The organism is Hymenobacter saemangeumensis, from assembly GCF_039541835.1.
In the GTDB taxonomy this organism is placed as follows: domain Bacteria; phylum Bacteroidota; class Bacteroidia; order Cytophagales; family Hymenobacteraceae; genus Hymenobacter; species Hymenobacter saemangeumensis.
In genome coordinates this window covers 13,480-28,290 of sequence record NZ_BAABGZ010000082.1, presented here as the reverse complement: position 1 = coordinate 28,290, position 14,811 = coordinate 13,480, and the positions used below count along the sequence as shown (strand labels likewise).

Sequence of the window (14,811 nt, the reverse complement as noted above, 5' to 3'; positions counted from 1 at the left end):
CTTTGTGTACCACTGCTAGGAAAGGCACAGGTAACCGACACTACGCGGTTGCCCAGAATGCCCACCGTTGAAATTGATAACATCGATGTGCTGCCCAGCGCCGTGGACACCAAAGGCTGGCTGTTGCTCGACAAAGACATTCAGACTGAGCTGGAAGGGGCCGTTTATAACCTTTATAACTTCAAGTACGACAAGGCGGAAAAGCAATTCCGCTCCCTGCGGCGGCGCTACCCCAACCACCCCATGCCGTACTTTTTACTGGGCCTGAACACCTGGTGGAAAATCATGCCCACCAACATCCAGACCAAGCAGTACGACAAAGCCTTTTTTGCCTACATGGACACCACCGTGCAGAAGGCCGAAAAGATGTACGAGGCCGACAACAATAACTACGAGGCCAGCTTCTTTCTGGCGGCCGGCTACGGCTTCGATGCCCGCCTGCATGCCGAGCGCCGCGACTGGCGCAAGGCAACCGTAAGCAGCAAACGCTCCCTCAACTTCCTGCGCAAAAGCCAGGAAGCCAACGGCCTTAGTCCGGAATTCCTCTTTGGCCAGGCCTTGTTCAACTACTACGCCGTCTGGATTCCCAAAAACTACCCCCTGCTGAAGCCCGTGCTGCTGTTCTTTCCCAAGGGCGACAGCAAGCTTGGGCTGCAGCAGCTGCGCACGGTGGCGGCCAACGGCTTTTATACCGGAACCGAGGCCCGCGTTTTTCTGATGCGTATTCTGAAAAACGAGGAGAATAATGCCGAAGAAGCCATGCCCGTGGCCAGAAAGCTGGCCACTACCTACCCCGACAATGGCTACTTCCAGCGCTTCTACGCGCTGCTGACTTACGACCAGGGGGAGTTCAACGAGTGCGAGCGGGTAAGCCGCGACATTCTGGATAAAATCAACCGGGGCATGCCTGGGTACGAAGCCATCAGCGGGCGCTATGCCAGCTACTTCCTGGGCTACCTGATGCAGCACCGCTACCGCGACCTGGAAAAAGCCAAAGATTACTACCAGCGCTGCATTGTGTTTGCCGAAAGCAGTGGCGATACCGCCGGCGGCTTTTACTTATTCGCCAATGTAAACCTGGCCCGGCTGGCCGACCGGGCCAAAGATTTAGCTGCCAGCCGGCGCTACTATGAAGTAGTACGTGATAAAGCCGAGCATAAGTCGGAACAGTATCGCGAAGCCAAGGACTGGTTGAAAAAGCACCCTAAATAGAATTGCTATGGAAATTAAAGATTTATTTCTGACGCCTATCTATCTCATATTTTTCTACGCCCTGGCTTATTATTTCAGGCCAAAGGTTACAAACATCTACACCAAAAAGTACTTCATACCCGCTCTGACCCTCAAGTATGTAGGTGCCATTTCGATGGGCCTTATTTATCAGTTTTACTACAATGGTGGCGATACGTACAACTACTTCTACCACTCATGGATGATAAATAAGGCATTTGCCCACAGCTTTGCTACCGGCTGGAAGCTGATTATGACCAGTGGCGGTGCCTACGACCCCGAAACCGCTCCCTTTGTAGCCAGCATGTTCTGGTACGAAGCCGGCTCGCCGGAATACCTTATTGCCCGCATATCGGCCTTGTTTGGCTTGGTTAACTTTCACACTTACAGCATTACAGCGTTGATGTTCTCGTCAGTGAGCTTCAGCGGGATGTGGGCTTTTTACCTTACGTTCGTAAAATTGAGGCCCGGCGCGTATAAAGAGCTGGCCGTTGCCCTGTTTTTCGTGCCCTCGCTGTTTTTCTGGGGCTCAGGGCTGGGCAAGGATTCGCTATGTATTGGCGCGCTGGGCTGGGTGTTTTATGCCTTTTACAAGGGAGCTATTCAACGTCGTGAAGTCCTGCAATCAGCGATGATTGGCTTTTTCGCAGCGTACATGCTCTTTCTTATTAAAGTGTACATCCTGCTGTGTTTTCTGCCAGCGGCGCTGCTCTGGGTGTTTAACGAAAACAGCAGCCGCATTAAAAATGCTGTGCTTCGCTGGATATCCAAGCCGCTCTTTCTGGGTGTAGGTGGCGCCCTGGCCTTGTTTGCGGCTACTACCCTCACCAAGGGCGACGACCATTACGATGTAGAAAAGATTGGGGAAAGAAGCAAAATCACCGCCGACTATATCTACGAGGTCAGCCTGAAGCAGGAAGGCTCGGCGTATCACCTGGGTGAGCTCGACGGCACCATTGGCGGCATGGTAAAGCTGGCGCCATTGGCCATTGTCACTTCCCTTTACCGTCCTTTTCTCTGGGAAGCCAAAAACCCCGTTATGCTGCTTTCGGCATTAGAAGCATTGTACTTCCTGTTGTTTACCCTACGGATATTTCTCAGGGTGGGCTTTCTGAAAACGATGACGGTAATTACTACCACGCCGGTACTTACGCTGTCCTTCCTGTTTTCGCTGATATTCGCCGCATCTGTTGGGGTGTCTACCTCAAACTTCGGCACGCTGGTGCGCTACAAGATTCCGCTTATCCCCTTCTACCTGTCGGCGCTCTACATCCTCGACGACATTACCCGGGCTAATGCTAAAGCGGCGAAGAAACCGGCCCGCAAAGCATTACAGACAGCGTAATCGGGCTTCCCCGTTTCTCAGGAGCGCGCTTCTCAGGCTGGCATTCGCATTTAACTCCAGCTCCTGCCCTGGGGTGTTCTTTAACGGGTTCCGTTGCGGCGGCGGTTGGCGCGGTATTCTGCCAGGGTAGGGTGTGACCACAGGCGGGAGCTTCCTTCCGGGGCGGGCTGCAGCGTGATGGTGCCGGCAAGTGCCGCCCGAATGGCATCCTTCAATAAGGGCAGGCCGGCGATAAGCTGGAGCAAGGGGTAGGTAGTGAAGTTGTCTTCCGGCTCGGGCTGGATGCGGGCCTGGGCGATGATGCCCCCCGTATCGATGCCGGCATCGACCAGATGCACCGATACCCCGCAGTTGGCCGCGTCGTCGTTGGCCAGTGCCCAGTAGCCCCCGTGTACGCCCCGGTACAGGGGCGTAATGCCCGCGTGGGTGTTGATGAATGGGCAGGATAGGCTGGTGAGCACGCGCTTCGCAATGATGCGGGTGCCATTCACCACCACCACGTCGGGGTTTAGGGCCTGGAGGGTGGCAATGCACGCCGGGTCGTTCACCGAGGGCACCCGGATGGTACGGTCTTCTGGTAAGGCGCCGTCGTTGAGGCCATGCGCCTGCTTGAGGGACTGCAGGCGGGGCCGCGATGAGCGGCCTAGCGGCGCCGCCACCAGCAGCTTAAAGGCAATCTGCCCCATCACGGTAGCCCAGCCCAGCTTTTCGGCGCGTCGCTTCAGCAGCTGCTTCTGGCCTACGGGCGTTTCCACAATGATGCGGTGCACCCCGAACTCGGCGTCGAGGGCATGAAACAGGATATCGGTGGACTCGCCGGGGCCGGCGAGCATCACGATTTTCTTACCGGCGAATTCAGGGGCAGCACTCATGCAGCAGAGGTAGTTTTAAGGGATTCAAGGCGGTCTGCCACTTCGGCCATGCTCAAACTGACCATGCCATAGCGGCTCTGCAGGTGCTGAAAATGCGCGGCAAGCTGCCGCAGCACCGCCATGTTCTCCTGCAGGTTGACACCGAAATTATGGGGATGCCACCAGAGGTGATACACCTCGCCGTGTTTGGCGGCATGCTCCATGCCGTTCAGCATGCGGCGCAGGCGCAGGCTTTCCAGCGCCTTCAGGCGGCCCGACCAGGGCCGCAGAAAGCGGCTCGCGGGGATGTTATACGGAAAGCTGGCGGCCATGTCGGTCCAGCGAGTGGTATGCTCGCCCGACAGGTTCACGTAGGCATCGAGCAGGCGGGCCCCGCGCTTGTAGAGCGACTGCTGCTCTTCGCTGCGCTCCTTGTATATCCAGCTCTGCTCGTTGCCCCGGTAGCTCGTGATGCCGGCTTCCTGGCAAGTAGCAAGGTAGGCAGCATTGTACTGGTTGCGTGGAAACACCAGGCTCTTAAGCGTCATGCCCTGTTGCGCTGCTACCCGCACGGCGGCCTGCAGGTCGTAGCGGAAGGTTTCTACCGTCTGGCCGCGCTCCAGGCAGTAATAGTGGCAGAAGGTGTGGGAAGCCATTTCCTGCCCCGGCGTGGCTCTTATCTGCTCAATCAGCGAGAGCCCAAAGTGGTAGGGGTCTTGCTCTTCGGTTTCGCCTACCTCATCCAGCGCCAGGTAAGGCGAAAGGTTGGGGTCGGCATAAGCTGGGCGCACGGCAGGTAAGTTGGCCAGCATGTCGGCCTTGCTGTTGAAAAACAACAGCCCCACGGTAGCCCAGGTGACGTGCAGGCCAAACTCGGCAAACAGGGCAAGCATGGCCGGCACGGCTTCCCGCACGCCGAGCAGGTTGGCCCCGTACTGGGCCAGGGTCTGCTGGTCGCGCACGCCCCAGTTTATCTCAAAATCCAGGGAAATAACCAGGGCGCCGGGTTGCGGGCTGCTTGATTCAGCGGGTTGGGGCATGGCAAGTATTGAACGGCTTTCGAGAAGGAACCTGCTCCTCCCCTGCCGCGGGTTCTATTGAAACAGATTTAGGAAGTTGCGCGTGTTCGATGCTACCGAGTAGCGCTCCACAATGGTGCGGCGGGCCGCAGTGCCCTGGCGGGCGCGCTCCTGTTGGCTGGCCAGCAGCTGGCGCAGAGCTTGGTACCACTCATCCGGGGTATCGCACACAAAGCCGTTGATGCCGTGCTCTACTACTTCAGTGTTCATGCCTACCGGCGACACCAGGGCGGGCATGCCCAGCGACATGTACTGCAAGGCCTTGAAAGCACACTTGCCCCGGGCCCAGGGGTCGTCCACCAGCGGCATCAGGCCCAGGTTGAACTGCAGCAGGTCGGGGATTTCCGACTGCTTTTTCCAGGGGGAGTAGCGCAGGCTGCGCAGCCCGGTGTAAGCCGGGGGCTCGTTGGAGATGACGTGGAACACAAACTCGTGGCCCTCGCGCTCCAGCCGCTCCAGCACCGGCCACACCAGGTCGAGGTGGCGCAGGGTGGTATGCGTGCCGGTCCAGCCGATAACGGGCGGACCGGCCAGGTTCTGGTCGCGCACCTGGTTGTGCAGCAGGTCGGTATCCAGCGTGGTTGGGTTGATGACGACCTGGGAGTTGAACTGCCGGGCGTAGTCAGCCAGGTAGGCATTGCCGCAGCTTACCTTGTAGGCCCAGCGGCAGATGGAACCCACTTTCTGCTGCCACTTCAGCTTGCCGATAATGCCCTGCTCCCCGGCCGGGTCTTTCATCCAGATGGCATCATCGAAGTCGTATATAATCTTCTTACCAAGCACTTTGGCGATAATCCACTCAAAAACCGGGGGGCCGATGGGGGCGGCTTCGCGGTGAATAAACACGAAGTCGTAGCCGCTCATGGTAAACAGCAGCAGGAAGCGCCGCCACAGCCCGGCCAGGATGCCCAGCACCTTGCTGGCGGTGTGGCCGGGCTTGTAGAGAATCGCCCAGGTGGCCTCGTCCAGGAAGGCCGCCATGACGAACTGGTGCCCATGGGCCTTGAGTGCGTCGAGGTACTGCTCGAAGCGGAAGCGCTGCGAGGGCGCGCGGCCGGGTGGGTAAGGAACTAGAAACAGAATACGCACGGTAGTAGATTAATAAGTCTGGTAAAAGCCTAGGACGGCATCGATGATGTAGTGCTGGTCGGCTTCGCTGAGCTCATAATAAAGGGGCAGGCGCAGCAGGCAATCGGCGTAATGCACGGCCCAGGGCAGGGGCCGGCCGTCGTGCCGGGCCGCGTAGTAGGCGCTTTGGTGCAGGGGCTGGTAATGAAACACGGCCCAGATGCCCTGCTGCCTGAGGTGGTCAATCAAGGCCGTGCGCTCGTCCAGGCTGCGGCATACGAGGTAAAACAGGTGCCCGTTGTTGCTGGCATAGTCGGGCAGAGCCGGCAAGCCCACGCCCCGTGCTGCCAGAGCCGACAGGCCGGCCTCATAGCGCAGCCAGATGGCCCGGCGTTGCTGCTGAATATCCTGCAGGTTTTCAATCTGAGCCCATAAATAGGCGGCAATAATATCCGAAGGCAGAAACGAGGAGCCCACGTCCAGCCATCCGTACTTGTCTACCTCGCCCCGAAAAAAAGCGGAGCGGTTCGTGCCTTTCTCGCGGATAACCTCTGCCCGGGGGCCATACTGCCGGTCGTTGACGGCCAGCAGTCCCCCTTCACCGGAAATAATGTTTTTGGTTTCGTGAAAGGAAAAGGCCGCCAGCGTGCCCAGGCTACCCAGTGGTCGGCCGCGGTGGTAGCTGGCAATGGCATGAGCGGCATCTTCCACCACTGCCACGCCCCGGGCCTGGGCCAGGGCCAGAATAGGGTCCATGTCGCAGGCAATGCCGGCGTAGTGCACCGGCACGATGGCGCGGGTGCGGGGCGTCAGCAGCTCTTCCAGCGCCAGCGCATCCAGGTTGGGATTTAGCGCGGTGCTGTCGGCAAACACTACGCTGGCGCCGCGCAGCACAAAAGCGTTGGCGGCGCTCACAAAGGTGAAGGAGGGCATGATGACCTCATCGCCGGGCCCGATGTTGAGCAGCAGGGCGGCCATTTCCAGGGCATCGGTGCAGGAAGTGGTCAGCAGCGCCTTGGCAAACCCCATTTCCTGCTCGAAAAACCGGTGCACCCGCTGGGTAAAGAGCCCATCGCCGGAAATTTTGCCGGAGCGTACCGCTTGCTCGATGTAGCGAGTTTCGTTGCCGGAGAAATACGGTTTGTTAAAGGGAATACGGGGGTGCATGCGCAGCGGAAAGGCCTGCAAAGGTAGGGCCTGGCTTTGGGCTGCGCTTACAGCCACCAGTGGTAGACGTACTCCGTGCGGGCCAGCTCGAAGCCGCAGCTTTCGTAAAGGCGGCGGGCGGGCTCATTTGCCCCCTGGGTAACCACCTGCAATCCGTCCAGGCCCTGCTGCCGGGCTTCGCGCGCCGCGCACGCCACCAGTAAGCGCCCCAGCCGCCGGCGCCGGGCCGGCGGTGCCACGGCCAACAGCTCGATGCTAAGCATAGTCCCACGCTGCCCCAGAGCCAAAAGCCCAAGCTCTTTTCCTGCTGATTGAATTGTCCAGACGTCACCTTTCTCCACAGACTGGTGCAGCCAGCGGCGGTACAACGCCTCAAACGCCGCCGGCCCGATTCGGGCATCCAGCCTAAACCGGGAATAAGCACCGCTCTGAATGGCCAGCTCTTCCAGTGGGCTCACAGGTGCCTTAACCTTTTGTAATACCAGGCCATGAGGCAGCTCTACCGGCCGCTCGGCTACCAGGGCCATAACATAGCTTAGCTTTTCATCTAGCAGCCTGGCCCCCAATGCCTGAATACCCGACACTTCTTCTCTGCTATGTGGTGGCATCACCAGGTAAAGCAGGCGGATGCCACCTTCCCGGGCCTCTTTAGCTGCGGCCTGGGCTTCGGCCATGGTGCCCGCGTCTGCCACGTAGCGTGCCACCGGCAGGCCTAGCCATTGGCTGTCCCAGGGCAGTTTCTCCAGCTTCCCTCCCATTATGGTGTCGGCGGGGTAGCCGCAGGCTCCGTGGCTTTATCCAAGATGTAGAGGGGACGGCCTTTTACCTGCTCAAAGGTTTTGCCGATGTAAAGGCCAACCATGCCCAAAACGGATAGCAGCAAGCCCGAGAAAAACCAGATGGAAATAATCAGGCTGGTGTAGCCGGGCTGGGAAATCTGTCCGCCCAGGTAGCGCAGCAGGGTAATAGGAACCAGCAGGAAGGCGCCTCCCGACAGCAGCAGCCCCAGCTTTACGGTCAGCCGCAGGGGCTTATCAGAATTGGCCAGCAGGATGTCGAGCCCCAGCTGCAGGCGCTGGCTCAGGCCGTAGCTGCTGCGGCCGCTGCTGCGGCCGGCATGCGCTACGCCCAGGTAAGCCGTCCGGAAGCCCACCCAGCGCACCATGGTCGGGAAGTAGCGCACGCTTTCGCGCATGGTCAGCACGGCATCAATCACGCGGCGGTGGTAAATGCCGAAGTTAGCCACGCTGGGGTCCTGGGGCGTTTCGGTGAGATAAGACAACACCCGGTAGAACAGCCGCGAGAGCAGCTTCTTGCTCCAAGCATCCTGCCGGTCCAGGCGCTGGGCCAGCACCAGGTCGTAGCCGCCTTGGGCTAAGGCATACAGGGCCGGTATTTCCTCCGGGCGGTCCTGCAGGTCGCAGTCCATTACCACCACCCACTCCCCCCGGGCCTGGTCCAGCCCCGCGGTGATGGCCCGGTGCTGGCCAAAGTTGCGGCTCAGACGCAGGCCCTGCACCCGCGGGTCGCGGCCCGCCTCAGCCTGAATATGCGCCCAGGAGCTGTCCGGGCTGCGGTCGTCCACCAACAGCACTTCATAGTGCTCCGTCAGCGTGCCCACACTGGCCTGAATGCGCCGCACCAGCTCCTCCACCACGGCTTCGGCGCCATATACGGGGCTGACGATGGAAATAAGAGGGCGAACAGCAGTAGGCACGCAGAAGTAAGGCAGCAACGCTGCCGGAACACGACGAAGTTAAACAGTGGCGACGTTCTCTGCCGGGAGCAGGGCAGCGTAGGCCTCGCGGGCCCGGCTCAGGCTGCGGTGGCGCAGGGCCAGCTCGTGGATGCGAGCCCGGTAATCGGGCACCTGCATAATGGCATCCAGCCGGGCCAGGGCCGCTGCCACGCTGCCCGGGCGGTCCAGGTCGAATACTGCTCCCCCACTTTCCGCCTCAATAATAGCCGAATCGTCGCCTACGCCCGGCGGCACCAGCACTGGCAGCCCGCTGGCCCAGTATTCACCAATCTTGATTGCCGAGCAGTACAGCCGGCAGGGAGCGGGCTTGATTGTGGCAAAGGCAAAGTCGGCCGCCGACAGGTAGCCCGGCACCTCGCCATGCGGGGCCTTGGTGATAAACACCTGCCCGGGCTGCAGACCAACCGCCGCCAGCTTGCGCTGCACGTCGGCAATGGGGTCGGGCGTAAGGATGATGAGACGGAAGCCCGCGCCAAAATGGTCGGCAGCCGCTTTGAAGACGTCAAAGGCTTCGGCATCGTAGTAGATGCTGCCGAATTTGCCGACGTAAATGCCCACGGTGTCCGACCCGGCAAAGCCAAGCTGCTGGCGCACCCGGGTGTGGCTGGCTGCATCAAAAGCAAAAGCCTGGGCATCGACCGAGCAGGGCACCGTGACGATGCGGCCGGCGGGCACTCCTTCCGTTATAAGCTGACGGCGGTAGTTCTCCGCCACCGGCATCAGTCCCAGTGCCAGCTGCTTCTGCCGCTTTTCCCAATAGCGCTGAAAAAGGTAGCGCGGGTCGTAGCGCCGCCACACGCCCGACTCCAGCATGTAGTCGGCATGCGGCTCAAAAGACTCCACGTAGAAAGGCAGCCTGGTTTTCTGCCACACCAGGTAGGCCAGGGCGCCGGCCGGCGCGCCGCGGGCGAGAATGAAATCCGGCTTAAACGCTTCGGCCTGCCGAATCAGCTCCTGCGGGAAGCGGGTGAAGTCCTCAATCTTGTTGAGGATGACGTTGCGCCCGGGCCGGGAGCGTAGCGGCTCGAAGGTGATTTTATCGGCCGCAAAGCCGGGCTGGAAAGTAAGCTCCGCCTGGGCATCGGGTCCGCGCTCGATGGTGACGAGCCGGATAGCCGTCACATCGGCCCGCTCCTGCAGCAAGCGCAGGTGCGGAAATACCGTCGACGTCGTCAGGCCGTCGTTCAGCCCCCAATAACTTAAAAACAGGATGCGCATAGCAGCATTAACAATAAGAAGGCTCGAAAAGTGAGCAGAGGCCGGTGTTTACTTCACCCTGGGCTTCAGGCGCGCAGCTTTTTTACCAGGCCCACCAGCCCCGGGCCTACCACGCAGCGGGCCAGCAGCACCGCGGCCTGGGTTTTGGGCAGGTGGGGCGCCGCCAGCCGGGCGAAGCGCAGCGACTCGCCGCGGTGCCCGTCGGCATAGGCATGAATGGCGCAGAGGTAATACACCCGGCCAGTAAGAATACGGCGCTGCCCGGCCGTTAGCTTTACGCGTTGCAGCATCCAGTCCAGGGCCAGCTGCAGGCGCCGCACCAGCGCCGAGTTGTCGGAGCGCATGGAGCGCTGGTCGTGGTCGTTCATCGTCAGCGTCACGGCGTCCACGATGTAGATGCGGTCCTGCTGGGTATTTTCCAGCATAAACATCCAATCTTCCACGGCCGCGTAGCGGCGGTCTTCCTCGAACAGGTGCAGCGCTGGGTTCTGGCGGCGCACACAGATGTTGCAGGCCAGGGCATTGCCCCGTACGAAGGTGTCGAGCCCGTACCAGCCTTCGGGCAGGCCGGCCATGTCGCTGGGCGCAATTACGCCGTCGCGGTCGAAGTCGTATTTGGTGGCAATGAAGTTGGGCTGCTTCAGCTCCTGAATCTTGCGGTGCAGCGTAGCCAGGTGTTCGGGGTGAAACCGGTCGTCGGAGTCGAGAAACAGCACATACGCTCCCCGGGCGCGGGCAAAGCCGTAGTTGCGGGCCACGCCACGCTCGCCGTTTTCCTTGGGGTAATAGCTCAGGCGCGGGTCGGTAAAGCGGCCCACCACCTCGGCCGTGTTGTCTTTGCTGCCATCGTCGACGACCAGGATTTCCAGGCTGGAAAACGTCTGGCCCAGCACCGAATCCAGGGTGGCGGCAATAAACGTGGCCCGGTTGTAGGTGGGAATGACGACAGAAAAGAAAGGAGAAGCCGGTGCACTCATGGGGCAAAGGTACGTCCCCATCAAAAAGAGGATGCCTTGTATAGGAAGGGGCATTTACAACTACGGGAGTCCAAATGGTACCATTTGGACTCCCGTAGTGTATGTTCGTGCTAAGCGGGTGTAGGATTGTCCAGGCTCAGGAGAGATAGCCGCCCGCTGCTGGAAAGGCGGCATCATGGGGTAGAGCTCAAACCAGGGTTATTACCAGGCGGAGGAACCCAAGCTTACGCAACGCGTGAGATTAACAGGCCTTCTACCTGCCGACAGTTATAGCATTATCCACTCAAACCCTATACGAGTAGCTTTCAACGCCAGAAGGGTAATACCGACAATGACGATGGTGCGCAGCCCGATGCGGAGTATGGGCAAGCGCAGGAGCGACAGCACCTGTAAATCAATAACAAAGGTGGCCAGCAGACTACCCAAACCAAATAGCAGCAAGGCCAGGTTGAGGTCGTTCTGCCACAAGCCTATACCCAGTCCGAGCCCCCGGACGCTGAGCAGAGCAATGTTGCTCCACAGGATATAGCGCTGCTTTTCCATGATGGTGTAGATAGGCGAAGTAGCCTGCGACATGAGCTTGAACACGTAGTAGTAGCCCAGATAGCCCGTGTACACGCCGGCCATCTCCCAGCGGGCACCAAAGACGAATTTGAAAAGAATATCGCCGTACACCGTGATGATGCCAAAAGGTATCAGGCCGAGATACAGGAGCTTGTTGAATAAGCTAAGTGTAATGCCGGGCAGCCGCTCGGGCTCGTTGTGATGCGTTTCGGCCGCTTTTTGCCAGAACACGGGCAGTATAGCATTTCCAATCAGCGTGATAGGAATTTCCAGCAGGCCCACCGAAAAGGAATACAGGCCAACGGGGGTTGAGCCAAAGCCCGAGCTAAGGGCATAGATGGGCAGCTGAGAAGAAAACACGTTGATAAAGCTGGCCGGCAACATGTATAGCGGGAAGCTTTTATACTCTTTGGCAACCGCCTTTACTCCCGACCAGGTATAGCCGCGCCATAGCTCACCAAACGAATGGCGGATGGTGCCAGCTGCCAGGCTTACGGTACTGGTCAGGCGGTTAAAGAACTCGCCCAGCAGCAAGCCCACTACGCTCCCACCGGCCCACCAGCCGTAGCCAATAGTAGCGCCCCGGCCTACCAGCGAGGTAGTTACCTCCACGCTGCTGCGCTTAACAAACTGCTTTTCCCGCTGGTACCAGCTGTGCATGATACTGTTGAGATTAAACAGCAGCATCAGCACCGGCAAGGTGTAGAACAGCTTGCCCATGGCCTCCAGACTGAAAAGCCGCATCACATGCTCGCCTGCCAGCAGCAAAATAACCAGCAGGCTGGCCGTGGTAATAAAAGTGAGCGTTACGGTAAGCTGCACCAGGGAAAAGAATTTTTCTTTATCCTTGGGCAACAAAAATGCTCCCTGATAAGTGAGGGTCGTTACCATGCTCAGGTTGCTGAGCAAGGAGTTAAACACGGCAAACTGCCCGTACGCGGCCGGTGGGTAAATACGCGACATTACCGGCGTGAGCAGGAACCCAATGGCCGTCACGGCTGCCGAGCCCGACAGGGTAACCGCGAAGTTTTGTGCGAACGAGCCTTTTTGCAGTAATGCCTGCAAGTTCTGCCGCACAAATTGCTTGATGCGATGCTTCAAATTAACGGAGTATTACAAAAGAAAATGCCCGCCCATCCGGCTATTGACCAACGCACAGCGGACGCACCACCTGCTCCACGAGAGCGGGGTCGGCAGTAATATCGGCGTAGTTATATTCCACCTCCGGCGGCGAGCCCAGCGTGGAAGGAACCAGCGAATAGTTTACGCCAATGCTGCTAGCCATCGACAGATAGCTGGGATTTACATACGTGTTGCTCATCAGCTCAATCGCATGGCTTCCAGGGGTCATGAACAGAATATTGGTCATGTTAGCGCCGTGAATCCCAATAAATATAGCTGCCTCGTACATGGTGCGGGCTTGCTCCACGAAGGTCATGTCTTCAAAGTAAATTACCTCAAAGTCGTACTGCTTGAGCACGGCTACCACCTCTTCCTCATTGGTCAGCTGCCGCCAACTTTGGCGGCTGCGGGAAACGTACAAGCGGCGGCTGGCTTTCTTGCCGGGGTCGAAATGCGGCTGCAGCTTTACCATCAGGGCTTCCCGCACTTCCCGCACCAGCTCCGGCACCATGTAGCCGTGGCGGCCGGGCCGCACTGCCACCCATAAATCGGGAACGTGCACCAGCTCGCCGGGCGACACGGTGTAGGTGCGGTTGAAACCAAGCGCGCTCACGGTTTGGGTGATGTATTCCGGTGGCGTTGGCCCGGGCAGGAGCACCACGCAGTTGGGCTGTACCTTGCGCAGCAGCACCAAGCGGGGCAGCACCTCGGCAATCCAGTGGAAGTAGTTACCCGACCAGCTGTCGAACGCCAGGCCAACCGGATTTTCCATCAGCAACGGCACCTTTCGCCCGGTAAGCTGGCGCAGCAGGAAGGTACCGGCGAACTCCAGCTCCATCCAGGGCTGCGGCAGGCTGGGCAGAAAAACACGCAGCCCGCGCAACACGGTACCGTGCCAGGCCACCTGCACCTGCTGCAGGTGGTAGACCACTTGGCGCAGGTTGGGCTGAATCTCGGCAAAAATATCTGCGAAGCCCTGTAGAAACACCGGTGGCACCATGTGTGCATTCACCGGGAGAGGCCCCTGGGCACTATCGGGAATGGGTGCAACTTCAATTTCCCGCGCCGCAGGTGCCCTGCTTAAGGCTTTACTCGCCGTTCCCAAAGCGCGGTCAATCACCCGTTTTGTGCGCTGCCACAAGGAGGGACGCGGCAGAGGAGCTGTAGGCATGGTAGGGAGGGATATATGCCCAAACCGCCCGGCCATTCGGCCGGGCGGAGGCAGGTAGGGTCTTGGCTTTCAGAAATGACTATTGGTGCTGCTCGTGCTGCCAGGATACTTTGTGACCCCCTTTAAGCAGGTAAGCATCGCGCTTGAACAGGTCCAGGTCGGCCTCCATCATATCTTTTACCAGAGAGGGCAGGTCGTGCTTGGGCTCCCAGTTCAGCTTGGCCTTGCATTTGGCAGGGTCGCCGATGAGCAGCTCCACCTCCGTCGGACGGAAGTAAGCCGGGTCAACGCGACACACGACGCTGCCTACGGGAATCTGGTAATCAGGGTTATTACAGGCTGCTACCCGGCCGATTTCATCAACGCCTTCGCCCTCAAAAGCCAGCTCAACGCCTACTTCTCCAAAGGCCATGCGCACGAAGTCACGCACAGTCGTAGTAACACCGGTTGCAATGACGAAATCTTCGGGCTGGTCTTGCTGCAGAATCAGCCACATAGCTTCCACGTAATCTTTGGCATGTCCCCAGTCGCGCTTGGCATCCAGGTTACCCAGGGCAATGTCGTCGCGCATGCCCAAGGCAATCTGGGCTACACCGCGGGTAATTTTGCGGGTTACGAAGGTTTCACCGCGCAGTGGGCTTTCGTGATTGAATAGAATACCATTGCAGGCAAACATGCCATAAGCCTCGCGGTAGTTCACCGTAATCCAGTAGCCATACAGCTTGGCTACGGCGTAGGGCGAGCGGGGGTAGAAGGGCGTGGTTTCGCGCTGCGGTACTTCCTGCACCAGACCGTAGAGCTCGGAGGTACTGGCCTGGTAGATTTTGGTTTTCTTGGTGAGGCCCAGCAGGCGCACGGCTTCCAGAATACGCAGCGTGCCTACGCCATCAACGTCGGCCACATACTCGGGAGCGTCGAACGACACCTTCACGTGTGACATGGCGCCGAGGTTATAAATCTCGTCGGGCTGTACTTCCTGGATGATACGAATCAGGTTGGTGGAGTCCGTCAGGTCGCCGTAATGGTTGGTCAGACGCGGGTTTTTGCGGCCGTGGTCGTCGGCCATGAGGTGGTCAATACGGTCGGTGTTGAACAGCGAGGAGCGGCGCTTGATGCCGTGTACGTCGTAGCCCTTTTCGAGCAAGAGCTCGGTGAGGTAAGCACCATCCTGGCCGGTAATACCGGTAATGAGCGCAACTTTCATAAGGAAAAAATAAAATGTTCAGCGAAAATTAAGGGGATAAGGCGCAACACCTGCCA

The 14,811-nt window shown here is 59.1% G+C and carries 13 protein-coding genes; 2 read left to right on the top strand and 11 right to left on the bottom strand.

Annotation, left to right across the window (positions count from 1 at the left end; translation table 11 throughout):
* Positions 1–57 precede the first annotated feature (57 nt).
* The gene (locus ABD919_RS22855) at positions 58–1,212 is read left to right on the top strand and encodes a tetratricopeptide repeat protein (protein WP_345238415.1); all 1,155 of its coding nucleotides are present in this window, start codon (positions 58–60) and stop codon (positions 1,210–1,212) included.
* Positions 1,213–1,219: 7 nt separating this feature from the next.
* Positions 1,220–2,575, top strand: a complete 1,356-nt coding sequence (locus ABD919_RS22850) for a hypothetical protein (protein WP_345238414.1) — start codon at positions 1,220–1,222, stop codon at positions 2,573–2,575.
* Positions 2,576–2,655: 80 nt separating this feature from the next.
* Here the strand turns inward: ABD919_RS22850 and ABD919_RS22845 are convergent, their stop codons facing one another.
* The 11 genes from ABD919_RS22845 to gmd form a co-directional block, all read right to left on the bottom strand.
* Positions 2,656–3,447: a formyl transferase gene (locus ABD919_RS22845; RefSeq protein ID WP_345238413.1), complete on the bottom strand. Its 792-nt coding sequence runs from the start codon at positions 3,445–3,447 to the stop codon at positions 2,656–2,658.
* On the bottom strand, positions 3,444–4,466 hold the full coding sequence (locus tag ABD919_RS22840) for a polysaccharide deacetylase family protein (protein WP_345238412.1): 1,023 nt from the start codon (positions 4,464–4,466) through the stop codon (positions 3,444–3,446). Before ABD919_RS22840 ends, ABD919_RS22845 begins: the two co-directional genes overlap by 4 nt.
* Positions 4,467–4,520: 54 nt before the next feature.
* Entirely contained in the window at positions 4,521–5,594 is a 1,074-nt protein-coding gene (locus tag ABD919_RS22835; protein WP_345238411.1) for a glycosyltransferase family 4 protein, read from the bottom strand.
* A gap of 9 nt (positions 5,595–5,603) precedes the next feature.
* On the bottom strand, positions 5,604–6,740 hold the full coding sequence (gene rffA / locus ABD919_RS22830; RefSeq protein ID WP_345238410.1) for a dTDP-4-amino-4,6-dideoxygalactose transaminase: 1,137 nt from the start codon (positions 6,738–6,740) through the stop codon (positions 5,604–5,606).
* Positions 6,741–6,787: 47 nt separating this feature from the next.
* Positions 6,788–7,498 carry a GNAT family N-acetyltransferase gene (locus ABD919_RS22825; RefSeq protein WP_345238409.1) on the bottom strand — a complete coding sequence of 237 codons (711 nt, stop codon included), beginning with the start codon at positions 7,496–7,498 and terminating at the stop codon, positions 6,788–6,790.
* Positions 7,498–8,457, bottom strand: a complete 960-nt coding sequence (locus tag ABD919_RS22820) for a glycosyltransferase family 2 protein (RefSeq protein WP_345238408.1) — start codon at positions 8,455–8,457, stop codon at positions 7,498–7,500. Before ABD919_RS22820 ends, ABD919_RS22825 begins: the two co-directional genes overlap by 1 nt.
* Before the next feature lie 39 nt (positions 8,458–8,496).
* Positions 8,497–9,717, bottom strand: coding sequence for a glycosyltransferase (locus ABD919_RS22815; RefSeq protein ID WP_345238407.1), 1,221 nt, complete (start codon positions 9,715–9,717; stop codon positions 8,497–8,499).
* A gap of 65 nt (positions 9,718–9,782) precedes the next feature.
* On the bottom strand, positions 9,783–10,694 hold the full coding sequence (locus ABD919_RS22810; protein WP_345238406.1) for a glycosyltransferase family 2 protein: 912 nt from the start codon (positions 10,692–10,694) through the stop codon (positions 9,783–9,785).
* Between the two features lie 267 nt (positions 10,695–10,961).
* Entirely contained in the window at positions 10,962–12,359 is a 1,398-nt protein-coding gene (locus ABD919_RS22805; RefSeq protein ID WP_345238405.1) for a lipopolysaccharide biosynthesis protein, read from the bottom strand.
* A gap of 40 nt (positions 12,360–12,399) precedes the next feature.
* Positions 12,400–13,392 (bottom strand): glycosyltransferase family 61 protein, encoded by a 993-nt coding sequence (locus ABD919_RS22800; protein WP_345238404.1) that lies wholly within the window; start codon positions 13,390–13,392, stop codon positions 12,400–12,402.
* A gap of 238 nt (positions 13,393–13,630) precedes the next feature.
* The gene (gene gmd, locus ABD919_RS22795; protein ID WP_345238403.1) at positions 13,631–14,755 is read right to left on the bottom strand and encodes a GDP-mannose 4,6-dehydratase; all 1,125 of its coding nucleotides are present in this window, start codon (positions 14,753–14,755) and stop codon (positions 13,631–13,633) included.
* Positions 14,756–14,811: the final 56 nt, after the last annotated feature.

Coding starts and splice junctions, on each gene's coding strand:
- ABD919_RS22855 (WP_345238415.1), top strand. CDS start 58: ATGCCCACCGTTGAAATTGATAACATCGATGTGCTGCCCAGCGCCGTG.
- ABD919_RS22850 (WP_345238414.1), top strand. CDS start 1,220: ATGGAAATTAAAGATTTATTTCTGACGCCTATCTATCTCATATTTTTC.
- ABD919_RS22845 (WP_345238413.1), bottom strand. CDS start 3,447: ATGAGTGCTGCCCCTGAATTCGCCGGTAAGAAAATCGTGATGCTCGCC.
- ABD919_RS22840 (WP_345238412.1), bottom strand. CDS start 4,466: ATGCCCCAACCCGCTGAATCAAGCAGCCCGCAACCCGGCGCCCTGGTT.
- rffA (WP_345238410.1), bottom strand. CDS start 6,740: ATGCACCCCCGTATTCCCTTTAACAAACCGTATTTCTCCGGCAACGAA.
- ABD919_RS22825 (WP_345238409.1), bottom strand. CDS start 7,498: ATGGGAGGGAAGCTGGAGAAACTGCCCTGGGACAGCCAATGGCTAGGC.
- ABD919_RS22815 (WP_345238407.1), bottom strand. CDS start 9,717: ATGCGCATCCTGTTTTTAAGTTATTGGGGGCTGAACGACGGCCTGACG.
- ABD919_RS22810 (WP_345238406.1), bottom strand. CDS start 10,694: ATGAGTGCACCGGCTTCTCCTTTCTTTTCTGTCGTCATTCCCACCTAC.
- gmd (WP_345238403.1), bottom strand. CDS start 14,755: ATGAAAGTTGCGCTCATTACCGGTATTACCGGCCAGGATGGTGCTTAC.